The organism is Isoptericola nanjingensis, from assembly GCF_050311635.1.
Taxonomy (GTDB): Bacteria; Actinomycetota; Actinomycetes; order Actinomycetales; family Cellulomonadaceae; genus Isoptericola; species Isoptericola nanjingensis.
This window is the reverse complement of record NZ_JBNOZL010000003.1, coordinates 423,627-446,206: the sequence shown is the minus strand read 5'-3', so window position 1 is coordinate 446,206 and position 22,580 is coordinate 423,627. Positions and strand designations below refer to the sequence as shown.

General features: G+C 76.2%; 21 protein-coding genes and 1 riboswitch. Of the genes, 8 read left to right on the top strand and 13 right to left on the bottom strand.

The window, feature by feature from the left end:
- The first annotated feature begins 100 nt into the window (after positions 1-100).
- Positions 101-619, top strand: a complete 519-nt coding sequence (locus ACQP6G_RS07595) for a gamma carbonic anhydrase family protein (protein WP_429763667.1) — start codon at positions 101-103, stop codon at positions 617-619.
- An 85-nt stretch (positions 620-704) separates the two neighbouring features.
- Complete coding sequence (locus ACQP6G_RS07590; protein ID WP_429763666.1) at positions 705-1,709, top strand: aldo/keto reductase; 1,005 nt, start codon at positions 705-707, stop codon at positions 1,707-1,709.
- A gap of 83 nt (positions 1,710-1,792) precedes the next feature.
- Here ACQP6G_RS07590 and ACQP6G_RS07585 read toward each other — a convergent pair whose 3' ends face one another.
- The 6 genes from ACQP6G_RS07585 to ACQP6G_RS07560 form a co-directional block, all read right to left on the bottom strand.
- Entirely contained in the window at positions 1,793-2,530 is a 738-nt protein-coding gene (locus ACQP6G_RS07585) for a GNAT family N-acetyltransferase (RefSeq protein ID WP_429763665.1), read from the bottom strand.
- Positions 2,531-2,564: 34 nt separating this feature from the next.
- Positions 2,565-4,007 carry an LLM class flavin-dependent oxidoreductase gene (locus ACQP6G_RS07580; RefSeq protein WP_429763664.1) on the bottom strand — a complete coding sequence of 481 codons (1,443 nt, stop codon included), beginning with the start codon at positions 4,005-4,007 and terminating at the stop codon, positions 2,565-2,567.
- 9 nt (positions 4,008-4,016) lie between these two features.
- The gene (locus ACQP6G_RS07575) at positions 4,017-5,210 is read right to left on the bottom strand and encodes an LLM class oxidoreductase (RefSeq protein WP_429763663.1); all 1,194 of its coding nucleotides are present in this window, start codon (positions 5,208-5,210) and stop codon (positions 4,017-4,019) included.
- Positions 5,211-5,224: 14 nt separating this feature from the next.
- Positions 5,225-5,749, bottom strand: coding sequence for a flavin reductase family protein (locus ACQP6G_RS07570; protein WP_429763798.1), 525 nt, complete (start codon positions 5,747-5,749; stop codon positions 5,225-5,227).
- A gap of 38 nt (positions 5,750-5,787) precedes the next feature.
- Positions 5,788-6,402, bottom strand: coding sequence for an NADPH-dependent FMN reductase (locus ACQP6G_RS07565; RefSeq protein WP_429763661.1), 615 nt, complete (start codon positions 6,400-6,402; stop codon positions 5,788-5,790).
- A gap of 21 nt (positions 6,403-6,423) precedes the next feature.
- Positions 6,424-6,558: riboswitch (SAM riboswitch) on the bottom strand.
- A 140-nt stretch (positions 6,559-6,698) separates the two neighbouring features.
- A complete protein-coding gene (locus tag ACQP6G_RS07560) occupies positions 6,699-7,253 on the bottom strand; it encodes a DoxX family protein (RefSeq protein ID WP_429763660.1) in 555 nt (184 codons plus the stop codon).
- 148 nt (positions 7,254-7,401) lie between these two features.
- Between ACQP6G_RS07560 and ACQP6G_RS07555 the strand changes: the two genes are divergently transcribed.
- Together ACQP6G_RS07555 and ACQP6G_RS07550 are read left to right on the top strand one after the other, a co-directional pair.
- Positions 7,402-7,761, top strand: a complete 360-nt coding sequence (locus ACQP6G_RS07555; protein ID WP_429763658.1) for a hypothetical protein — start codon at positions 7,402-7,404, stop codon at positions 7,759-7,761.
- Positions 7,762-7,834: 73 nt separating this feature from the next.
- Positions 7,835-8,917 (top strand): DNA polymerase IV, encoded by a 1,083-nt coding sequence (locus ACQP6G_RS07550; RefSeq protein WP_429763657.1) that lies wholly within the window; start codon positions 7,835-7,837, stop codon positions 8,915-8,917.
- 18 nt (positions 8,918-8,935) lie between these two features.
- Here ACQP6G_RS07550 and ACQP6G_RS07545 read toward each other — a convergent pair whose 3' ends face one another.
- The 4 genes from ACQP6G_RS07545 to ACQP6G_RS07530 all read right to left on the bottom strand — a co-directional run bounded on the left by ACQP6G_RS07545 (position 8,936) and on the right by ACQP6G_RS07530 (position 16,179).
- Positions 8,936-10,033 carry a rhamnogalacturonan acetylesterase gene (locus ACQP6G_RS07545; RefSeq protein ID WP_429763656.1) on the bottom strand — a complete coding sequence of 366 codons (1,098 nt, stop codon included), beginning with the start codon at positions 10,031-10,033 and terminating at the stop codon, positions 8,936-8,938.
- Positions 10,030-12,759, bottom strand: a complete 2,730-nt coding sequence (locus ACQP6G_RS07540) for an exo-rhamnogalacturonan lyase family protein (RefSeq protein WP_429763655.1) — start codon at positions 12,757-12,759, stop codon at positions 10,030-10,032. Before ACQP6G_RS07540 ends, ACQP6G_RS07545 begins: the two co-directional genes overlap by 4 nt.
- Before the next feature lie 121 nt (positions 12,760-12,880).
- Complete coding sequence (locus ACQP6G_RS07535; protein WP_429763654.1) at positions 12,881-13,909, bottom strand: hydroxyacid dehydrogenase; 1,029 nt, start codon at positions 13,907-13,909, stop codon at positions 12,881-12,883.
- The gene (locus tag ACQP6G_RS07530) at positions 13,906-16,179 is read right to left on the bottom strand and encodes a DUF2264 domain-containing protein (protein WP_429763653.1); all 2,274 of its coding nucleotides are present in this window, start codon (positions 16,177-16,179) and stop codon (positions 13,906-13,908) included. Before ACQP6G_RS07530 ends, ACQP6G_RS07535 begins: the two co-directional genes overlap by 4 nt.
- A gap of 131 nt (positions 16,180-16,310) precedes the next feature.
- Between ACQP6G_RS07530 and ACQP6G_RS07525 the strand changes: the two genes are divergently transcribed.
- Positions 16,311-17,393 carry a LacI family DNA-binding transcriptional regulator gene (locus ACQP6G_RS07525; RefSeq protein ID WP_429763652.1) on the top strand — a complete coding sequence of 361 codons (1,083 nt, stop codon included), beginning with the start codon at positions 16,311-16,313 and terminating at the stop codon, positions 17,391-17,393.
- A gap of 15 nt (positions 17,394-17,408) precedes the next feature.
- Here the strand turns inward: ACQP6G_RS07525 and ACQP6G_RS07520 are convergent, their stop codons facing one another.
- Positions 17,409-18,122 (bottom strand): hypothetical protein, encoded by a 714-nt coding sequence (locus tag ACQP6G_RS07520; RefSeq protein WP_429763651.1) that lies wholly within the window; start codon positions 18,120-18,122, stop codon positions 17,409-17,411.
- 224 nt (positions 18,123-18,346) lie between these two features.
- Here ACQP6G_RS07520 and ACQP6G_RS07515 point away from each other — a divergent pair, with 224 nt between their 5' ends.
- The 3 genes from ACQP6G_RS07515 to ACQP6G_RS07505 are packed head-to-tail and all read left to right on the top strand — an operon-like array spanning position 18,347 to position 20,505.
- Complete coding sequence (locus ACQP6G_RS07515; protein ID WP_429763650.1) at positions 18,347-18,772, top strand: DUF6325 family protein; 426 nt, start codon at positions 18,347-18,349, stop codon at positions 18,770-18,772.
- 1 nt (position 18,773) lies between these two features.
- A complete protein-coding gene (locus ACQP6G_RS07510) occupies positions 18,774-19,139 on the top strand; it encodes an SHOCT domain-containing protein (protein WP_429763649.1) in 366 nt (121 codons plus the stop codon).
- Between the two features lie 43 nt (positions 19,140-19,182).
- Positions 19,183-20,505, top strand: a complete 1,323-nt coding sequence (locus ACQP6G_RS07505) for a chloride channel protein (protein ID WP_429763648.1) — start codon at positions 19,183-19,185, stop codon at positions 20,503-20,505.
- A gap of 18 nt (positions 20,506-20,523) precedes the next feature.
- Here ACQP6G_RS07505 and ACQP6G_RS07500 read toward each other — a convergent pair whose 3' ends face one another.
- On the bottom strand, positions 20,524-21,606 hold the full coding sequence (locus tag ACQP6G_RS07500) for a mycothiol transferase (protein WP_429763647.1): 1,083 nt from the start codon (positions 21,604-21,606) through the stop codon (positions 20,524-20,526).
- A gap of 100 nt (positions 21,607-21,706) precedes the next feature.
- Complete coding sequence (locus ACQP6G_RS07495; protein WP_429763646.1) at positions 21,707-22,483, bottom strand: uracil-DNA glycosylase; 777 nt, start codon at positions 22,481-22,483, stop codon at positions 21,707-21,709.
- Positions 22,484-22,580 lie beyond the last annotated feature (97 nt).

Below are 22,580 nucleotides of genomic sequence, written 5' to 3'. Positions count from 1 at the left end.
ACCCGCTGTCGCTTCCCGGCCCGGAAGCGACAGCGGGTACGACGTCGGTGGCGCTCCGTCGGTGGCGTGGCGCCTGCCCGGGACAGGTAGGGTCGCGCGCATGGCGACGGTGCTCCCCTTCGACGGTCACACTCCCGACATCCACCCCACGGCGTGGGTCGCCCCCACGGCGACGATCGTGGGGAACGTGCGCATCGGCGCGGGGGCGAGCGTCTTCTACGGCGCGGTGCTGCGCGGCGACATGGACGCGATCGTGCTCGGCGAGGGCTCCAACATCCAGGACAACTGCGTGGTGCACACCGACACCGGCGTGCCCGCGACCATCGGCGCCGGCGTGGGCGTCGGCCACGGCGCGATCGTCCACGGCGCCACGGTGGGCGACGGCAGCCTGATCGGGATGGGCGCGACCCTGCTGAACAACGCGGTCGTCGGCGAGGGCGCGTTCGTCGCGGCGGGTGCGCTGGTGCGCGAGGGCCAGGAGATCCCGGCCGGGCACCTCGCCGTCGGCGTCCCGGCGAAGGACCGCGGTGAGCTCGACGCCGAGGGCGCCGAGCGCGTGCGCCGCAACGCGATCGAGTACCAGGAGCTCGCCGAGCGCCACCGCCGCTCGGTCGGCTGACCCGCTCTCGCGCACCGCTCGTCCAGCATCCGAGAGGGGCGGCCCGGCCCTTGCGCGCCGGCGGTCGCGGTGGTCGGCTGCGGCCATGACGACACCTCCCACGGGCACGCTGCCCACCCGCACCCTGGGCTCCGGCGACCACGCCCTCACCGTGTCCGCGCTCGGCTTCGGCGGCATGTCCGTCGCCGACTCGTACGGCCCGGCCGACGCCGCCGAGGCGGAGGCGGTGCTGCGGCGCACCCTCGAGCTCGGCGTCACGCTGATCGACACCGCCGACGTGTACGGCGCAGGGCGCAACGAGGAGCTCATCGGGCGCGTGCTCGGCCCGCACCGCGACCGGATCGTGCTGGCGTCGAAGTTCGGGCTGGGGAAGCACACCGACGGCCGCCCCGTCGACGGGCGCCCGGAGTACCTGCGCGCCGCGATCGACCGCTCGCTGGCCCGCCTCGGCACGGACCACCTCGACCTGTACTACCTGCACCGCGTGGACCCGCAGGTGCCCGTCGAGGAGACCGTCGGGGCGCTCGGCGAGCTGGTCGCGGCAGGCAAGGTCCGCGCGATCGGCCTCTCGGAGGCGGGCGCGGGCACCGTGCGTCGCGCGCACGCCGTGCACCCGGTCACCGCCGTGCAGAGCGAGTACTCGCTGTGGACCCGCGACCCCGAGGACGCCGTCCTGCCCGCCCTGCGCGAGCTCGGCATCGGCTTCGTGCCGTTCTCCCCGCTCGGGCGCGGCATCCTCACCGGCACCGTCGACCGGGTCGCCGAGCTTGCGGACGACGACGTGCGGCGCAGGCACGCCCGGTACGCCGGGGAGGCGTTCGAGCACAACCGGACCCTGGTCCGCTCGCTCGAGGGGCTCGCCGCCGAGCGCGACGTCACCGCCGCGCAGCTCGCACTCGCGTGGCTGCTCGCGCAGGGCGACGACGTCGTGCCCATCCCGGGCACCAAGCGGCTGCGCTACCTCGAGCAGAACGTCGCCGCCGCGTCGATCACGCTGTCGCCGGACGACGTCGCCGCGATCTCGCAGGTCATCCCCCGCGGCGCCGTGCAGGGTGTGCGGCACCCGCAGCCGGACCTGCTCGAGGCCTGAGCCGACGGCGCGACCAGCCGCCGGGAGCGCAGCGTGCGACGGCCCGGGTCCCCGCGGGGACCCGGGCCGTCGGCCTGCGGAGGTCAGGCCGAGGGCGTGCGCACCGCGCCGAACGCGGTGCGGGCGCGCAGCCTGAACCCGAGGTTCTCGTACAGCCGGATCGCGTTCGCGTTGTTCCCCGCCGCGTGCAGCATGGGGCGCGCGCCACGCTCGCGGACGTGGTGCGCGACGTCGAGGACCAGGCGCGTGGCGAGGCCCTGGCCGCGGTGGTCGGGGTCGGTGGTCACGGCGCTGATCTCGGTCCAGCCCTCCGGCTGCAGGCGCTCGCCGGCCATCGCGACGAGGCGCCCACCCCGCCGGATGCCGACGTACCGGCCCATGAGATAGGTGCGGGGGAGGAACGGGCCGGGCCGCGACCGCTCGACGAGCGCCAGCATGTCGGGGACGTCCTCGGCGCCGAGCACGACGGCCTCGTCGTCGGCGCGGGTGCGCAGCCGGTCCGTCTCGACGAGCTGGACACCCTCGTGGAGCGAGGCGCGCTCCCAGCCCGCGGGGAGCACGACGTCGGCCGGCGGGCCGGGGAACTCGGCCCCGCGGCCCGCGACGTCGACGATCGCGTCCCACACGTCCGGGTCGTCCCACGACCGCACGGCGGCGAACGGGGACACGTCGGCGGGGTAGCGCAGCACCAGGTCGTTGCCCTCCGCCAGGTGGGCGTGCGCTCCCGTGAGCGACGACCAGCGCGGGTTGTCGAGGACGGCCTCGGACGCCTCGTCAGGGGTGCCGGCGGGAGCGTCGGTCGTGGTGGTCGTGGTGGTCATGTCGCCTCCTGGTCTGCCGGTGCAGCGTACGTGCTCAGGGCACCGGTACAGGCGTCGGTTCGCTGTCGGCGTCGAGGACCCCGGACCGGTCGCGGGCACGACGGGTCAGCGGTGCGCGCAGGCCGAGGTGCTCGCGCAGCGTGCCGCCCTCGTACGCGGCGGGGTAGGCCCCGCGCTCCTGCAGCGCGGGCACGACCCTGTCCACGACGTCGTCGAGGCCTGACGGCACGATCCACGGGCTGAGGTTGAACCCGTCGACGGCGCCGGTGCGCACCCAGCGGGTCAGCTCGTCCGCCACGGCCTCGGGGGTGCCGGTGAAGCCGCGCTCGCCCGCGTTGCGCACGACGAGCTCGCGGATCGACAGGTTCTCGGCCTCGGCGACGGCGCGCCACTGCCGCGCGATCTCGTGCGTGCGCGCGCCGGTCGTGGCGGAGCCGCGCTCGCCGCCGAGCTCGGCGACCACCGGGTCGTGCGCCGGGAGCGGGCCGTCCGGGTCGTAGGACGAGAGGTCCTCGCCCCAGATGTTGCCGACGATCGACAGCGCCGTGGCGGGGGTGACCTGGGCGCGGCGCACCCAGCGGGCCTTCTCCTCGGCCTCGGCCGGGGTATCGCCCACGACGATCGCGGTGCCGGGGAAGATCTTCACGTCGTCCTCCGGGCGCCCGGCGGCGACGACGCGGCGGCGGACGTCGGCGGCGAACCCCAGCGCGTCGGCGAGCACCGCGCCGTGCCGGGAGAAGATCACGTCGGCGTGCGCGGCGGCGAAGTCGCGGCCCTGCGGGGAGTCGCCCGCCTGGAAGATCACCGGGTGGCCCTGCGGGCTGCGGGGCGTGGTGGCGTCGAGGACCAGGTCGCGAGGCGTGCGCAGGTCGGTGCCGGGCACGGTCACGCGTGCCACCGTTCCCTCCCCGGCTCCGCCCGTGGCGTCCGGGAACGCGTCCCAGACGCCGCGGGCGACCGCGAGGACGGCGGCCGCGCGCTCGTAGCGGTCGGCGTGGTCGAGGTACCCGCCGCGACGGAAGTTCTCGCCGGTCCAGGCGTTGTCCGTCGTGACGACGTTCCACGCCGCCCGCCCGCCGGACAGGACGTCGAGGCTCGCGAGGCGCCGGGCCAGGTCGGCGGGGTCGTGGTACGTGGTGTTCTGCGTGGCCACGAGGCCGATGCGCTCGGTGATCGCCGCGAGCGCGGCGAGCTGGGTGATCGCGTCGGGCCGGCCCACGACGTCGAGGTCGTGGATCCGGCCGCGGGTCTCGCGCAGGCGCAGGCCCTCGCCGAGGAAGAACGCGTCGAACAGGCCGCGCTCGGCCGTGCGGACCACGCGTTCGAAGGACGCGAAGTCGGTCTGCGACCCGGACTCCGGGTCGGACCAGATGGTGGTGTGGTTGACGCCCTGGAAGAAGACGCCGAACTGCACCTGCGCGCGGGGGCGGGTGATCGGGGCGTCGGGGGCGTGGGGCGGTGTCGTCGGTGCGGTCATCGGGGTTCCTCAGGCGATCGCGGCGGCGTGCGGGGCGGCGTGCCGCGCCCGGGTGCCGGCGCCGGGGCGGGTGTCGTAGCGGTTGGCGGGGCGCGGGAGCCCGAGCGTCTCGCGCAGGGTGGCGCCCGCGCGGGGCGCTGCGGTGAGCCGGGCGGCATGCAGCGCGGGGAGCACGTCACGGGCGAGCACCGGCAGGTCGACGTCGAGCACGGCGGGCAGCAGCCGCACGCCCGCGACGTCGCCCGAGGCTGCCAGCCGGGCGAGGAGACCGGACAGGCCCGCGGCGTCGCCGGAGTACTGCAGGGCACCCGCCCCCCAGCCCGTGCGTGCCCCGGCGGGGGTCGCGGCGTCGAGCTCGGCGAGCCGGGTCCGTGCGGTGCGGCCGTCGGCGTCGAGCACCACCTCCAGGTCGACCACCGCCAGGGCGGCGCCGTCGTCCGCGCCGGGCGCGGGGGCGGTCGCGGCGCGCGCCGCCGCCCGGGCGGCCGCGATGTCGGAGCCGCCGACGAGCGCGACGTCGACCAGGGGATCGTCGCTCACCGACGGCGCGACGTCGCCGGCCGGGGCGAGCACCACGAGCTGCCCCTGCGGCGGCCGGGGGCTGATGAGCGGGCCCTTCACCGAGAAGGTCTCGCCCACGAAGTCGACGTGGTGCAGCCGGTCGCGATCCACGTAGCGTCCGGTCGCGACGTCGCGGATCACGGCGTCGTCCTCCCACGAGTCCCAGAGGTCGCGCACCACCTGCACGACGTCGCGGGCCTCGCGGGCGAGATCGGCGACAGGCTCGCGACCGTAGGCGTCGGCCGTCTCCGGGGTGCGGGTGGCCGCGGCGAGCCAGCCGCCGCGGCCACCCGCCGCGATGTCGAGGGAGGCGAGCTGGGTCGCGACGTGGAACGGCTCCGGGTAGGTGGCCGGGACCTGGGGCACCAGGCCGATCGCGGTGGTGGTGCGGGCCACGAACGCCGCGCGCGTGACGGCGTCGAGCCGCGCGGAGCCGGGCGACCCGGCGACCGCGGGCAGCAGCGCGTCGGCGAACGTCACGAAGGTGACGCCGGCGTTCTCGGCACGCCGCACGCCGCGGGCGAGGCGAGGTGCCCCGACGAGCTCGGCCGGCGTGAGGCCTGTCGCGGCGGCTGCCGCAGGGTGGGCGCCTGCGCCGTCGACGTCGAGCCCGACGACGAAGGGGGTGGTGAGGTCGGTCATGTGTCGCTGTCCCGTCAGATCGCGGACTCGTCGCCGAGCCGGTGGTAGGTGCGGTCGAGGTAGACCAGGGGCGAGGTCCCATCCGACCCGGACTGCAGCGCGCGCAGCGAGACCAGGTAGCTGTCGCCGACCGGGGTGCGCTGCAGCACGCGGGCGCGCACCCAGGAGACGGCTCCGTCGATGACGGGCTCGCCCGAGGGCAGCGCCGTCCAGCCGCCCCCCGCGAAGCGGTCGATGCCGCTGGTGGCGAAGCGGGCGGAGAGGTCGTCCTGGTGGTCGGCGAGGAAGCTGATCGCGAGCGTGCCGGCCGCCGAGACGGCGGGCCAGGACGACGACGTGGACGCCAGCGAGAACGCGAGCAGGGGCGGCGCGGCGGACACGGAGATCACGGACGTGGCGGTGAACCCGACGGGGCGGCCCGCGTGCTCGAGCGCGACGACGGCCACGCCGGCCGGGTGCTGGCGGAACACCGTCTTGAACTCGTCCGGGGACAGCTGGGGCTCGTCCTGCTGGGCCAGGAGCTCCTCGATCTCGGACAGGGCGGACAGGTCGGTGCGCTGGTGGGCGTGTTCCGTGGTCACAGGGCGGCTCCCGTCAGCTCGGCGGTCGAGGGGGTGGTCGAGGGGGTGGTCGTGGGGGTGGTGGTCGTGGCCGACGGGACGGGCACGCCGGCGGCCCGGCGCAACGGCGTCGCCCAGCGGGCGAACCAGGGGTCCAGCGCCTCGCCGAGCTCCGGCAGCTGGGCCTCGGTGAGGGTCAGCGTGCGGGTGGGCACGACCGCGCCCAGCTCCACGAGCACGGGTCGGAGGTGTGCCTCGCCGGCGAGTGCGTGCGCCGGGTTGCCGGACACGACGAGTGGCACGACGACGACGCCCGCCAGGCCGTCGGGCCCGTAGAGGTCGAGGAACGCCTTGAGGAGGCCCGTGTAGGAGGCCTTGTAGACGGGGGTCGCGACGACGGCGACCGTGGCGCGCGCCAGGCGCTCCTTCGCCGCGTCGGCGGCCGGGTGCGCGGCAGTGAGGATCTCGCCCGCGAACGCCGCGAGCTCGATCGTCGCCACGTCCGCGGTGCCGAGCAGCTCGGCGACGCGGCTGGCGGCGGCCTCCGCCGCGGTCACGGTGCGCGAGCCCGCGCGCGGGTTGCCGGAGACCACCACCACGGAGGGGGTGGCGGGGCGGGTGTTCTCGGTCATGGGTCGTCCCTCGCAGTCCGTCGATCACGCTTGCCGCACGGCGTCTCGACCCGTGGGGACGGGCCGGCCGGCGGCCAGGTCATCTCCCGGAGCACCCCGCCGTGACATGGGGGTTGCTGCCCAGCCAGCCGGGGCTTCGCGCTGGGGCTCGTGACCTGCGCGGAGGTATAGCAGCCGGTCGGACGAACGCCAGGGCCGTCCGGAGACTTCTCACCATCCGGACACGTGGACGCACCGGAGCCTCCGGCCGGGGGGACGGCCGGAGGCTCCGGGGTGGTGCGAGGGCGCCTTTCTCGTCAGGCCTCCAGGCGAAGGCGCGCGCCGAGCGCGACGGCCGCGACGACGGCGGCGCCCGCGACCAGGACGACGTCCTTGAGCACGTACTGGCCCAGCAGGGTCATGCCGTGCCCGAACAGCTCGTCGCCGAACAGCGCGACGGGGGACAGGATGCCGACCATCGCGACGGCGAGGACGACCAGCCCGACCCGCAGCAGGCGGCCGGAGACCAGGGTGAGCCCGATGAAGGTCTCCATGACGGCGACCAGGACGACGGCGGTCGTGGCGGGGACGAGCCCGAGCGTGAGCGTCTCGACGGTGCGGCCCGCGATCTCCTCGGCGGGGCTGGCGCCGGGGAAGAACTTCAGGACGCCGAAGCCCAGGAACACGAGCCCGAGCGCGACCCGCAGAGCCGGGACGGACCACCGGGTGAGGAACCGGGCGAGGGCGGTGACGGCGACGTCGAGCCGCAGCGCCACCTGCTCGGCCAGCGCGTTCGGGAGCCGACGGGCGGCGGGGGCGCTCGGTGCGCGGGTGCCGGCGGTCGTGCGGTGGGTCGGGGTGGAGACGGACATGGTGGTGCTCTCTTCCAGGGGGAGGTGCGACCCGGGGGTGGTCGCCCTGGGAGAGAGCGGCCCACGGGGCCGGGAATGCGTGCGCCCCCGGTTTTCGCCCGGTCCTCACCCGCTCGACGACGCGCCCGGCACCGCCTACGGTGCCGGCATGGACCACGAGCCGATGCGACGGGTCGCCGAGTTCCGTGCGGCGTTCGACCTCGAGGTCGAGACCGCCCGACCGGGTCTGGCGGAGCACCGCCGGGCGCTGCTGGCAGAGGAGTCCGGGGAGGCGGCCGAGGCGCTCGCGGACCTCGCGACGGCGCTGGCCGAGGGCGGCGACGTCGCCGCCGACGCGCTGGGGATCGACCTTCCGGCGGTGTTCGTCGAGGTCCACCGCTCGAACATGAGCAAGGTGGACGCCGACGGCTGCGTGCTGCGGCGGGCGGACGGCAAGGTGCTGAAGGGGTCGGGATACAGCCCGCCGGACCTCGGCGCGCTGGTCTCCCCGCCGACGGGCCCCGCGTAGGTTTCCGCACGACGGTCCCCGCGCGGACGTCCCCGCGCGGCGCGGACCCCGCGCCGTGGCGCAGACTCGGGGCATGGGCGCGCGCCGCTTCCGCTGGGTGCTGCACGTCGACCTCGACCAGTTCCTGGCCGCGGTCGAGGTGCTGCGGCGCCCGGAGCTCGCGGGCAGGCCGGTGATCGTCGGTGGGCGCGGCGACCCGACGGAGCGGGCGGTGGTCTCCACCGCGTCGTACGAGGCGCGGGCGTACGGCGTCCGGTCGGGGATGCCGCTGCGCGTGGCGGCCCGCAGGGTCCCGGACGCGGTGATCCTGCCGGTCGACCACCCGGTGTACGAGGCGGCCTCCGCGCAGGTGATGGGGGCGCTGCGCGGGCTGGGCACGGTGGTCGAGGTCCTCGGCTGGGACGAGGCGTTCCTCGGGTACGACGGCGAGGCCCCGGAGGCGTTCGCGCACGACGCGCAGCGGGCGGTGCTCGACGCGACCGACCTGCGCTGCTCGGTCGGCATCGGCGACACCAAGGTCCGCGCGAAGATCGCGACGGGGTTCGGCAAGCCGGCGGGTGTCTACCGGCTCACCGCGGAGAACTGGTTCGAGGTGATGGGGGAGCGTCCGACCTCCGACCTGTGGGGCGTGGGCCCCCGGGTGTCGAAGCGGCTCGCGGCGCACGGCATCGACACCGTCGCGCAGCTCGCCGCCGCGGACGACGCCGTCCTGGTCGGTGAGCTCGGGCCGCGGATGGGCGCCTGGTACGGGGAGCTGGGGCGCGGGGAGGGCTCCGCCGTCGTCGACGACACCCCGTGGGTGGCCCGCGGGCACAGCCGGGAGACCACCTACCAGCGCAACCTCACGACGACCGACCAGGTCACGGCGGCGTTGCGCGAGCTCGCCGCGCAGGCGCACGCGGACACCGAGGCCGAGGGCCGGGCGGTGTTCCGGGTGGGCCTCAAGGTGCGCTACGCGCCGTTCTTCACGCGGACGCTCTCGCGGAAGCTCCCGGCACCGACGCGCTCCCTCGAGGAGGTGACCGCCGCGGTGCTCGACCTCGCGGCCGGGCTGGAGCCCGGCCGCGAGGTGCGGCTGCTCGGCGTCCGCGCCGAGATGGTGATGCCCGAGGGCGGCACGGACGCCGAGACCACGCCGGTGCGCGGGCGGATCTGAGCCACGGGGGCACGGGGCTCAGCGCCAGTACCGCTCCGGCACGAGGCCGAGCCGGTGCAGCTCGTCGGCCACGAGGTCGGCGTAGACGCCGGCTCCGTACCACGAGGTGTGGGTGCGGTCGCCGTTCTCCCGGACCAGGTAGATCGGCTGGGCGTCGACGGGTCCGAGCCGCTCGACCAGCTCCTCGCTCAGCGCGGTGAGGTCGACGAGGTCGACGTCGAGGTCGGCGGCGATGTCGCGAACGTGCTGGGGGAGGCTGCCGGCGGCGGTCTCGACGAGGCCGGTGGAGCTCAGCTGGTCGCCGTCGAACCGGAGCCGGACGATCGGGGTGACGAGCACGGGCGTGGCCCCCGTGGCCCGCACCCGGGTGACGATCTCGGTGAGGTTGGCGCGGTACTGCTCGGCGGTCGTGGTCTTGTCGTTGTGCGCGAGCTGCACGAGCGCGAGGTCGCCGGGGCGCAGCTGCGGCACCAGGGCGTCGAACATCTCCGGCTCGGCCAGCACCGAGACCGTGCTCTCGCCGGAGCCGGAGTGGTTGATGACGCTCACCCCGAGCCGGAGGTGCGCGGGCAGCCGTTGGCCCCAACCCGTGTACGGCGCACCGCCCTGGTCGGTGACGGTGGAGTCGCCGAGCAGGGCGATGCGCGGGGTGCGGGCGTCGGCGGCCCGGATCCCGATCCCGGCGACGTGCAGCGCGTCGCCGGTGAACGTGAGCGTGAGGCCGGCGGTGCCCTCGCCGACGGGCTGGTTCTGCTGGCTCTCGGGGTCGCGCACGTTGACGGTGAACGTGCGGCGGGCGAGCTCGCCGTTGGCGGTGTGGACCTCGGGGACCATGAGGCGCCGTGCCTCCGCCTGCACCTCGGTGCCGGCCGGGCCGTGCCGGTCGCCCAGCATGACGGTGACGTCGTAGTGGCCCGGCGACAGGTCGGGGTAGGTGCACACGACCGGGTCGGTGCCGGTGCACCGCTCGAGCAGCGCCGCGTCCGGGCGGGGACCGGCCAGGCCGGGTCGCCCGACGGCGGCGTGCGCGGTCGGATCTCCGAGTGCGGCGCCGGCGACGAGCGCGCAGAGCGCGGCCGTCGTGACACGGCCGACAGGGCGACGTCGGGCGCTCACGACAGCTTCTCCCCGACGAGGGCGAGGCACTGGATCGCCGCGAGCCCGTACTGCGCGGACGCGTTGGACGAGAAGACGGCCTCGTCGACCGCCCGCAGGACGGCGGGCGGCTCCACGCGGTGCGTGCCCCAGTCCATGTCGTCCGGGTAGCCGGCGTGCCCGGTCGCGAGCTCCTTCCAGGCGCGCGCCGCGAGCACGTCGTCGTCGAGGCGCACGGCGGCGTACGCGGTGGCGCGGGCGTACGACTGCTTGAGGTTGAGGCTTCCCCAGTCCGAGCCGGTCGCGTCCTTCTGCTCGGCCTTCGAGCTGTTGTAGAGCCGGCAGAACTCCACCCAGCGGGCCTCGACCTCCGGCTCGTCGACGAGGTCGAGGAGCTCCGTCATGACCTCGACCAGGCCGAACACGGAGCTGAGGCTGCCGACCTCCACCGCCTTCTCGGGTCCGGAGCTGAACGTCGCGGTCTCCAGGTCGTAGGTGGAGCCGGCCTGGACCCACGCGTTGGGCAGCGCCGCGATCGACCGCGCGCTCGCCAGGAGGCGCTCCTTCGCCTTCGGGTCGCCGCCGCGCTCCCACTCGGTGAGCCACGCCCCGGCGATGGCGCCCCAGTCCGTGGTCTTGCTCAGCGGGAGCGCCGTCGGGTCCGGGTCGTACTCGCCGGTGGACCCGTCGACCTTGCGGCCCGCGTTGAGGACCAGGTACGTGCGGTCGGAGTCGACGAGCTCGTGCAGCAGGTCGCCGGAGCGCTCGTCGCCCGTGAGGAAGTAGGCGAACCGGCGGTAGTTCGCGTTGCTGATGCGGACCTGCTTGGCGCTGTCGCCCCAGTGCTGCACTCCGTGCCGGGTGCCGAGGCCCTTCCACTCGCCCAGGTGGTACTGGTCGACCTCGCCGGTGTGCCGGCTCATGGCCTCGGCGAACCGGAACGCGGCGGCGTCGCCGGTGCGCAGGTAGTGGTACCAGAGCCACAGGTCCGTCGACAGCTCCGAGTTGTCCCACGCGTAGCCGCCGACGTCGTACCTCCACTGGTGCCGGTCGCCGTCGTAGGAGTGCATGACGTCGCCGTAGTCCCAGAAGCCGTACCAGGAGCGCTGGTCGACCTGCTCCAGGTGGTAGCGGTGGATCGCGTCCAGCCGGTCCTCGATGGTCGCCCTCGCCGTGGTGGACCGATCGACCGGGGACCAGGACCCGAACACGCCCGCGGAGTGGTTGTGGGCCGGTGTGCTCGTGGGCAGGGGCGGGGTGGCGGTCGCCGCGGCGAGCTCGGCGAACCGTGCGGCGGTGGGCGTGGCGGCCAGGGCCCAGAACATCAGCTCGGTGGTGCGCGCGACGCCGTACGGGGTGCCGAACCCGGGCTCGTAGTCCTCGTAGGTGATCTCGAGGGCGTCGAGCTGCTCGGGGTAGGTGTCCTGGCCCATGCCGTCGTGGTAGAAGCGCAGGTCCATCGCCTCGGCCCGCGGCGACCACATCCACACCGTGGCGTCGGCCTCGTCGGTCGCGGCGCCGGTGATCTCCAGCTCCGTGGGGTGCAGCTGCCAGAAGTTCCGCATCCCGAACGCCAGACCGCCCGCCGGCGTGCCGACGTAGCCGAGGCCGGGCGCACGGCCTCCGGCGTCCGACCTGATCCACGAGTGCCCGGAGCCCGTGCGCTTGCGGATCTCGAACCCGTGCGCGGTCAGCTGCGACAGGCTGTGGTCGCCCCACGCGGGGATCCACTTCAGGCGGGTGGTGACCCGCTGGTCCCAGGTGGCGGGGTCCGGCAGGGCCCGGCCCTCGACCTGAGCGGCACGCACCGCCTCGCCCGGGTCGCGGCGCATCCCGGTGACGCCGCGCACCGCCTCGGCGAGGACGCCGCCGTCGGGCCCGGCGAAGCGGACGTGCCGGTCGTAGAGCTCGCCCCGCATCGGGACGGTGAACCGCACGCCCAGCCCGGTGACGAAGTCCTTGTCCTCGTCGCCGTCGAAGACGAACGTGTGCACGAGCCGGATCCCGTCCGAGCCGGCGAACAGCGCGAAGCGCAGCACGAACGGCAGCCAGTCGCGGCGGCCCTTGCGATGCCTGCCCTCGACCTTGACGACCGCGCGCACCGGCCCGGACTGCTCGACGGTGACCTTCTCGACCGTCCCGGCGAACGCCTCGGACCCGACCTTCGCGCCGCGGCCGGTGTCGGGGGAGTCCTGCCGCTGCGCGACGAGCCGCCCGTCCTGGGCGATCACCGCGCCGTCGCGGCGGATCGCGCGGACGACCTTGTCGCCCTGGCGGCCGAACTCGACCTGCACGACCCCCGTGTCGACCACGACGCGGCCGGGGTTCTCCCGCACCGTGATCGCGTGGGTGCCCTTCGCGGGGGCGCCCGGCGCGAGCCGGTACGACTCGGCCCGCGGCGCGGACTCGCTCACGGCGTGCGCGGTCCACTTCAGTGACCCGTCGGGCCACCAGGCGGTGGGCCAGGTCTGCACGGGCACGGCCTCGCCGGCCGCGGTCGTCAGGGCGAAGCCCTGGTCGCCGGCCAGGGCGCCGCGCGGCCAGGGCACGCCCCAGGTGGCGCCGCCGGCGAGGGCGGCGGGGGCGCCACCCTCCAGCCAGCGCACGTCGACCGGGTCGTGCCCGGCGGGGGCGGACGGGACCGCGGCCGTGGCCGGTGCGGCGCTCGCGGTGCGCGCGCTGAGCGCGGCGACCGCGCCGGCGGCGAGGGCGGAGGTGAGGACGGTACGGCGGCTGACGTCGACCACGGTGGGTCACTCCTTCGTGACGGTGGGTGCGTTGTCCGTCGGCGGACGTGCCCATCGTGCGAGGAGTCCGCGCATCCGGTCGGGAAACGTGCAAAACCGGACCGGCGACGACGCGGGACGCTCAGGCGGTGGTGCCGAGCTGTTCCGGGAGCACCTCGTGCCCGAGCGGCGCACCGGCCGCGAGGCGCTCCACCTCGCCCACGGCGAGGTCGCCGAGCCGCCGCAGCTCGTTGCCCAGCGACCCCGCGACGTGCGGCGTGAGCAGCGCCCCGGCGGCGTCCCACAGGGGATGGTCGGCGGGCAGCGGCTCGGGGTCGGTGACGTCGAGGACGGCGCGCAGCCGCCCCGACAGCACCTCCCGCGTGAGCGCCGCGGTGTCGACCAGGCGCCCCCGCGCCGTGTTCACCAGGGTCGCGGCGTCCGGCATGAGGGCCAGCTGAGGCGCGCCGATCATCCGGTACGTCTCCGGCAGGTCGGGGGCGTGCACGGTGACGACGTCGCTCGCCCGTGCGAGGTCGTCGAGCGACACGGCGGTGGCGCCGAGGGCGCGCGCCGCGTCGGCGTCGACCCACGGGTCGTGCAGCAGCACGTCGACGTCGAACGGCGCGAGCAGCCGCATCACCTGCCGGCCGATCCGGGAGGCCCCGACGACGCCGACCGTCAGGCCGTGGTTGCCCAGCGGGTCGGGCAGCGACCAGCCGTCGAAGCGGCGGTGGGACGCGAAGGCGTCCGCGGCCTCGAGCACGCGCTTGCCCGCCAGCAGCACCGTCGCCAGCGTGTACTCGGCCACCGGGCGCGCGTTCGCGGCCGCGGCGCTGGACACCCGCACGCCGCGCGCCCAGAGCGCGGGCGTGACGAGCGGCTTCACCGACCCGGCGGCGTGCACGACGGCGCGCAGTCGCGGCGCGCGCCGCAGCAGCGCGTCGTCGAGGCGGGGCGCGCCCCAGCCGGTGAGGAGCACGTCGACGTCCGCGAGGGCACCGCCGGCCGGCCCCTGTCCCGGGTCGCCGCCGCGGGCCAGCGCGTCCGGGGTGAGCACGCCCTCGGCCACGTCGGCCACGCTGCGCAGCCTGGCCACCGCGGCGTCGTCGAACAGCTCGGGGACGAGGTCGGGGTGGCGCACGGCGAAGGCGGCGCGCAGCCGCGTCACGACGCCGCCCCGGCGGTGCCCGTCGTGCCCGTCGTGCCCGTCGTGCCCGTCGTGGCCGCCGCGGCGGGTGCGCCCGTCGGGACGGTGTCGACGCGGCCGTCCGGCCATCGCACCTCCACGGCCACGGGCGGGCCGTCGTCCGCGCCGGGCAGCACCCGCACCGCGGGTACCGGTCGGCGTCGTGCGCCGTCCTCGCCCGTCAGCACGACGAGCGCGGCGACCACCTCGCCGGCGTCGACCGACCCCGACGTGCGCAGCCAGGGCACGGCCGACGCCGCGCCGAACGGGTCCGACCCGGTCCGGCGTGCCGCCCCGACGATGTCCAGCGCGACGTCCGGCGAGGTGGTCGGCAGGGCGTCCGGTGCGCCGTCGTCCTGGCCGGTCACGCGGAGGGCGCGCACGGACGACGACGTGCCGTCGTCGCGGACGACCCGGACCAGGGTGCCCGAGCGGTCGGCGCTCCGTTCGACGTGCAGCGCCCCGTCCTTCGGCGCGGCGAGCGGCCAGCCGCCCACGTGCAGCCGCCAGGGGCCGGGGTCGACGGGCCACGCGGCGTCCCGGTCCAGGTCCTCGGCCGTGGTGCCCGGCGCCGGCGCGCGGCCGGGCACCGCCGTCGCGGGGGGCGTCCACCACGCCAGCCGGACCTCGTCCGGGCCGCGCACCACCGACGCGGTCGTGAGCACCGGGCCGAGGCGCAGGCCCGCCCACCCGGCGTCGTCGCCCGGTCCGACGGCGGGCCGCGCGGCGGCCGGGCCCTCGTCGTCCGGCGCGCCGCCGGGGACGTCGAGCCAGCAGACCCGGGAGCGGGACACGGCCACGGCGTCGTCCAGGTGCACGCGCTCGACGGCGTCCCGGTGGGACGGCACGCCCCGCGCGTCGAGGAGCGCGGTGTGCGAGTCGAGCGGGGCGGCGACGTCGGCCGCCCCCAGCTGCGGCGACGTCGCGCCGGAGTAGGCGAGACGTCGGTAGAACGGGTCGTCGCCGCGGGGCGCCAGCGCGTGCTCGATCGCGCGGTCGGACCCGTGGTTGAGCAGGCGCACGACGCCGTCGGCGGGCGTGGCGCTCACGAGCCACCCGGGCGCCCGGAGCGCCACGGCGTGCGGCTCCTGCCAGGCCTCGGGCAGCTCGGGCGCCGCCGTCCAGACGGGGTGGTCGGCGCCGAGCAGCAGGCCGAGGAAGCCCTTGCTCGCCCAGTAGGGCGACGACCCGCCGGTGTAGAGCTGGCGCACGCGGTCGTACGGGCCGTGCCAGCCGACCGGCAGCAGCCCGCGGTCGTCCACGGCGCCGGCGGCGTCGAAGTGCCCGGCCACCGCGGCGGTGAGCGCGCGGGTGGCGCCGTGCGACAGCGGCGTCGCGTCCGCGATCGCCCCCGCCCAGAACGGGGCGAGCACGGCGTGCCGGTAGGTCACCGAGCGGCCCTGCAGCATCGGCGCCCCGCGCGATCCGACGAGGTGCCGGGCCTGGTCGAGGTAGGCCCGCAGGCGCCCGGCGTGCACGGCGTCGAGCGGGCGGCCCTGGATCCGTGCGTGCAGCAGCGGGTAGACGTGCCAGGCCCACCCCGCGTAGTGGTCGAAGTTCTGCCGCCGTCCGTCGCGGCCCCGGCCGTCGGAGTACCAGCCATCGCCCACGTACAGCGCCTCGGCGGTCTCGGCGTTGTGGTCCAGGTCGGCCTGCTCCCAGGGGCCGCCGACGCTCGCCAGGAACGCCTCGATGACGTTCTGGAACCACAGCCAGTTGTTCGTGTACCCGCGGGTGCCGACGACGCCGGCCAGCCAGTCGACCGTGCGCTGCCGGGTGCCGTCGTCGAGCCGGTACCACAGCCAGGGCCGCGTCTCGGACAGCCCGATCGCCACTGACGCCGCCTCCACCACGGCCTGCCGCCGCTCGTCGACCCGGGGCCAGCGCTCGTCGCCGGCGGGGTCGGTGCCGTGCCGCAGCCCGGCGGCGTACCGCTCGAGCAGCCCGCGCGGGTCACGACCGTCCTCGCCGCGCAGGCGGAACGCCGCGAGCAGGAACGTCCGCGCGTACCCCTCGAGCCCGTCGCTCCAGGTGCCCGACCCGCTGACGGGCCCGGGCAGCGTGATCAGCGCGTCGCCCGGCGAGGCGAAGGGGCGGACGGCCTCGAGCAGCCCGTCGGCGGTCGCGAGCCACCGCTCGCGGGTCCAGCGGCGCGCGGGCGCGAGACGCGGGTCGGACGTCGCGGCACCCGTCGTCCTTCCCGTCGTGGCTGTGCTCGTGGTGCGGGCGGGCGTCGTCGCGGCGGGTGTCACCTCGGCATCCTCGCCCAGCGGAAGGCGGTCGCGGAAGGTCCGAACATTTTCGATCATCCCCGGACATCGTCGGCTACGGTGCTGCTCTGCCACGACGACCCGATCCGCTCGACGACGACGGAGGACCACCCATGCACCTGCCCACGGCCCGGCACGAGTACCTGCTGCGCGAGGTGGAGCTGCGGGGGAGCGTGCGCTCGGCGGAGGCGGCCGCCGCGCTCGGCGTCGCCGAGGTGACCATCCGCCGCGACATCGTCGAGCTCGACCGCGCGGGGCGGCTGGCGCGGGTGCACGGCGGTGCCGTGACCGTGCGCTCGGCCCGCGAGCCGCAGGCCGCTCGCGTGCTGGTCGGCGTCGTCGTGCCGAGCTCCACGGTGCACTTCCCGCCGCTCGTGCGCGGCATGGAGGCGCTCGCGCCCAGCCTGCACGTGCGTCTCGTGCTCGGCGTCTCGCAGTACCGGCCCGAGGTGGAGGCCGCCCAGGTGGACCGGCTCGTCGGCCTCGGCGTGCAGGGGATCGTCGTCGCCCCCACCACCCGGGACCGGTCGCCGGAGGAGCTCGCGGCGTGGCTGCGGTCGGTGCCCGTGCCGGTGGTGGTCGTCGAGCGACGCGTCGACGGGCTCACCGCCCTGAGCGAGCTCGACCAGGTCCGGTCGGACCACGCCCACGGGGCGGTGCTCGCGGTCGAGCACCTCGCGCGGCTCGGGCACCGCCGGATCGGCCTGGCGGTGTACGACCGGACGCCGACCGCCCCGCACGTGCGGGAGGGCTTCGCGACGGCGGTCGCCCGGCTCGGCGTCGAGCCGGGGCCGGACGTGTCGCTGCCCAAGGGCGAGGGCGACCCGGCCGGGCTCGAGCGCGAGCTGTCCGCGTTCCTCGACCGGTGCCGCGACACCGGCACGCGCGCCGTCCTCGTGCACACGGACGACCACGCCGCGCGCCTGGTCGAGGCGGCGCTCGACCGCGGCCTGCGCGTGCCGGAGGACCTCGCCGTGGTGGCGTACGACGACGAGAACGCGGAGCTCGCCGTCGTCCCGCTCACGACGGTCACCCCGCCCCGCCGCGAGCTGGGCCGCGAGGCGTTGCGCGTGCTCGTCGGGCGGATCGTGGGGGACGAGGGCGGCGAGGTGACGGGGGCTCACGGGTCGCCGCGGCACGTCGCACTGCTTCCGCGGCTCACCGTCCGGGGCTCCTGCGGCGCGGCCGCGCCCTGACCGGCCGGTACCCCGCTACAGCTCCTTCGGGAACGTCAGCACCACGACGGTGGAGACGACGAACAGCACCGCGGCGACGCCGAGCAGCCCGCGCCGGGCGGTGCGGTGCGCCAGCTTGGTGCTGAGGGCGGCGAACAGGGCGACCGACGCGAACAGGATCGACGTCAGCACGTAGTTGTCGCCCGTCTGGTTGGCCTGCCGCGCCGTGGCCGACAGGTCCTCCGCGCGGTCGAGCTCGGCGTCGGCGCGCGCCTGCGCCTCGAGCCGGTACTCGGGCATGAGGAACGGCGTGCGCGGCGCGTCGTCGTCGTGGATCGGGTCGGTGGCGAGCCAGGCGTCGAACGCGGGCACCATCTCGGGCCGGAACCGCGTGTACAGGAACTCGGACTCGGTCCCGTCCACGGGCTCGTACGTCCCGTCCTCGGCGAGCCCGGAGTCCCGGCCCGCGCGGGTCTCGGCCGCGACGGCGTCGATCCAGGACGCGAACGCCGTCACGTCCATCACCGTGAGCTGACCGGCCTCGGTCGAGGCGCGCGTGGACTCCGCCCGGGCTGCCCCGGCCGCGGCGTAGCTGTTGGCCTGCACGCCCGACCACTTGGTGGCCTGGAACGCCGACCACGCCGTGACGACGGTCGCCAGGGCGAGCAGGACGGTGGCGGCGAGCTCGACCCGCCGGCTCATCGTGCCGCCGCCCGGGTTGTCCGGGTCGCGCTCGTCCCGCCGTGTCATCGCGTCGCCCTCCGTCCCGGCGCCGGGTCTCCGGTCGCCGCCGCGGTCACGGCTCATCGTGTCGGATGACCTGCGACTTCGCCCCCGGAGCAGGAGGTCGTGTGAGTTGCGCCGCCCGGAATGCGGACCGTCCGCAGCGGTGCCAGAGTGTCGGCAGGACGGGCAGGGGCGGACGGCTTCCACCATGCCCGTCCTCCGCCGACAGGTCGACCGAGAGGCAGGACATGCGACCCACAGGACCCGTAGAGCTCGTGCTCATCGAGTTCCCCCGGAGCGACTTCAAGGGCGAGATCGTCGCGGAGCTCGGGCGTCTCGTCGACGCCGGCACGATCGACGTGCTCGACGCGCTGGTCGTGCGCAAGGGCGAGGACGGCTCGGTCGAGTGGCTCGAGGCGAGCGAGGAGAGCGGCGCCGAGGAGCTGGCCCGCATCGTGGGCGAGCCCGCCGGGCTGCTCGCGGCCGACGACGTCGAGGACATCGCGGACGAGCTCGCCCCGGGCTCCGCTGTCGGGATGCTCGTGTTCGAGCACACGTGGGCGCGGGGCCTCGGGGCCGCCGTGCGTGGCGCCGGCGGGCAGGTGCTCGACTGGACGCGCGTGCCGGCCGAGGCGATCGACGCCCTCGCCGACGAGATCGAGAAGGAGAACTGAGATGCCCCCCATGCGACGGATGGGCCGGCCCGGCCTGATCGGCACGATGGCCCGCACGGCCGTGATCACCGGGACCGCGAACGCGACCAGCCGGGCGATGAACCGTCGCGCCGCCTCGCGCGAGCAGCAGCAGTACGAGGCCCAGCAGTACCAGGCACAGCAGGCGCAGGAGCAGGCCTGGGCCCAGCAGCAGGCCCAGCAGCAGGCCCAGCTGCAGGCCCAGCAGCAGGCGCAGCTCGCGGCGGCGCCTGCGGCGCCGGCGGAGGACGACCTCATCGCGCAGCTGAAGCAGCTCGGCGACCTCAAGGCCGCCGGCATCCTGTCCGACGCGGAGTTCGCCGCCGCCAAGGCCAAGCTGCTCGGCTGAGCGAGCGCCCCCACCCGCGACCCGTGCACCCCGAAGAGGAGCCGTGACCGACGCTGTCGCCGACGACCCGACCACCCGCCGGCCCTGGGCGAGATTCCTCGGCGTGTGCGCGCTGCTCGGCATCCCGGTGTCGGTGGCCGCCTTCCTGTTCCTCGCGGTCCTGCACGAGCTGACCCACCTGGTCTGGGAGACGCTGCCGGAGGCCTGGGGCTTCGAGGGGCCGCCGTGGTGGTGGCCGCTGCCGTGGCTGGCGGTGGCGGGCGTCATGGTCGGCGTCGCGGTGCGCTCGCTGCCCGGGCACGGGGGCCATCTGCCGGTGCACGGGCTGAGCCTCGGCCCGGTCCCCGCGTCCCACGTTCCCGGCGTCCTCCTCGCCGCGCTGGCCGGCCTCCCGCTCGGCGTCGCGCTGGGCCCCGAGGCGCCGTTGCTGGCGATCGGCGCCGCGCTGGCCCTGGTCCTCGTGCGGCCGTGGGACGCGCGGCTCGGCGACCCGGCGCGCCAGGTCCTCGCGGTGGCGGGCTCCGCCGCGGCACTGTCGGCGATCTTCGGCAGCCCCGTGGTCGGGGCGGTGTTCGTCGTGGAGGCCTCGGCGATGACCGGCGTGACCGGCGCGCGGCTCGCGGCCGTCGTGCTGCCGAGCCTGGCGGCCTCCGGGGTCGGTGCCCTCGTGTTCACGGGCATGGGGACGTGGACCGGCCTCGAGATCGCCTCGCTGGCGCTGCCCGACGTCGACGCCCCGGCCCGGCCCGACATCGGCGACGTGCTGTGGACCCTCCCGGTGGCCGTGCTCGTCGCGGTCCTGGTCCGGCTCGTGCACCGGCTGGGCGAGGCGGTCGCCCGCCGGGCGGCGTCCCGGCCGTTCTCGGGGGCGGTCGTCGGGGCGCTCGTGGTCGCGGTCTGCGCGTCGGCCTACGCCCTGGCCACCGGCCGGTCGCCCGAGGAGGTCGCGCTCTCCGGGCAGGCGCTGCTCCCGACGCTCGCGGCCGACCCCGCGGCGTGGGGCGCCGGGGCCCTGGTCGCCCTGCTCCTGCTCAAGTGCGTCGCCTACGCCGTGTCCCTCGGCACCCTCCGCGGCGGCCCCATCTTCCCCGCCGTCCTGCTGGGCGCCGCCGCCGGTGTCCTGGCCGCCGACCTGCCCGGGTACGGGGCGGTGCCGGCCCTAGCAGCCGGCATGGGCGCGGCCACCGCCGCGACCCTGCCGTTCCCGGTCTCGTCGACCGTGCTGGTGGTCATGCTGCTGGGGTCGGGCGCACCGGCGATGGCGCCGGTCGTGATCGTCGCGGTCGTCGTCGGGTACACGACCGAGCAGTTCCTGCTGCGACCCCGCCGCGAGGCCAGGGACCGGGCGCGCGCCGCGGCCGGCTGACCCCGCGGGCCGCGCCGGTCACTCCCCGGTCGAGCCGTCCAGCGCCTCGCGCAGCAGGTCGGCGTGGCCGTTGTGCCGCGCGTACTCCTCGATCATGTGCACGAGGATCCAGCGCAGGCTGAACGCGCCCTCGCCGGGACGCCGGGACTCCCGGGCCGACGTGCCGTCCAGCCCGCCCGCGGCGAACGCGGACTCGATGCGGCGGTCCGAGTCGGCGACGGCGGCGTCGAGCAGGGCCCGGAGCTCCTCCGGGGAGTCGTCGGCCGCGGAGTGGAACTCCCAGTCGCCGTCGGCGTCCCAGTCCACCGTGTCGAACGGCGGCATGAGGGTGTCGCCGTCCAGCTTCTCGGCGAACCAGCCCGACTCGACCAGGGCGAGGTGCTTGACCAGGCCGCCGAGCGTCAGGCTGCTCGGCGGGTGCGCGGCGTTGAGCTGCTCGGACGTGAGGCCCGCCGTCTTCCACCGCAGGGTGTCACGGTGGAAGTCGAGGAACGCGCGCAGGGTGGTGAGCTCGTCGGCCCGCAGCGGCGGGTCGACCCGCGTGTCGTCGGCCCGCAGGGTGGCCGCCGCAGGCAGCCGGAACGCGCCGCCGGCGAGCGCCGCGCGCACGGCCGCGGCGGTCTCCGCAGGTTCCTCGGCGCCCGTGTCCCGGGCGTGCGCCTCCAGGTCGGCCAGGTCGGCGAACGCGGCGTGCATGCTGCGCACGGCGGCCGGGTCGCGCAGCTCGGCGTCGGCGCGGCCCGTGGCGCGCGCGAGCGTGGCCTCGAGGTCCGGGCGCAGGACGACGTACGCGAGGTCCCAGCCCTCCCGCGCGGCCGCGGCCCGGAACGGGGGCAGGAACCACGGGCCGACGACGCCGTCGAGGACGACGTCGTAGCCGCCCCGGGCGTAGGCGCTCGCCGCCGCGACGATCACCTCGGCGACGACCTCGTTCTGCCGCTGCGACCCGGCGAGGTACGGCGGCACGAACCCGGTGCTGATCGACCGGTAGAACGTGTCGGTGGTGAGGGTCGCGGTGGGGCGGTCGGCGTCGGCCCCGAGCAGCGCGGCCACGGTGGTCTTCCCGGCGCCGGGCGGCCCGGTCAGGATGGTCACGGTCACGCCGCGACCCTAGCCGTGGCCCCGGACACGAGCCCCGTCTTTTCCGCGCCCCGTCCTTTCGCACGCCTCTCGCACGACCCGCCCACGACCTGGTCTCCGCTCAGGCGCCCGCGAGCTCGCGGGCACGACGCAGCACGCGGTCCAGCATGTCCGGCGTGAGGCGACCGGTGAACGTGTTCTGCTGCGAGACGTGGAAGCAGCCCAGCACGGTGAGGGTGGCTCCCGCGGCGGTCGTGGCGCCGTCGGCGGACCGGCGCGCGAGGGTCACCTCGGCGCCGTGGGCGAACCGCGGCCGGGGTCGCGGCACGTCCCAGCCCTGCTCCGCGAGCGTCGTGAGCAGCGCCTGCCAGCCGATGCCGCCGAGCGCGACGGCGACGCGCACGCCGGAGCCCACGAGCTCCAGCTCCCGCGCCAGGTACGGAGCGCAGCGGCGCCGCTCCTCGGGGGTGGGCGTGTTCGCGGGCGGCGCGCAGCGGACCGGGGCGGTGACGCGGATGTCGCGCAGCTCGAGGCCGTCGTCGGCCGCGACCGACGTCGCCTGGTTGGCGAACCCGGTGCGGTGCATGGCGGCGAACAGGAAGTCCCCGCTCCGGTCGCCGGTGAACATGCGACCGGTGCGGTTGGCGCCGTGCGCCGCGGGGGCGAGGCCCACGACCACGACGCGCGCGGCCGGGTCCCCGAAGCCCGGGACGGGGCGCCCCCAGTAGTGCTCGTCGCGGAAGGCGGCGCGACGCTCGCGGGCGACCTCCTCGCGCCAGGCGACGAGGCGCGGGCACGCGCGGCACTCCACGAGGTGGTCGTCGAGCGCCGCCAGCGTCGGCGCGGTGCGGGCGGCGAGCGGGTAGTCGGGGGAGTCGGGTGGCGGGACGGCGGGCACCGGTCCATGGTGGCGTACGGCGGCCGGCCCCACGACGGCGCGGGCGGTGCGGACGCACGAGGGCCCGCCGTCCCGGGTCGGGGGAGGGCGGGCCGTG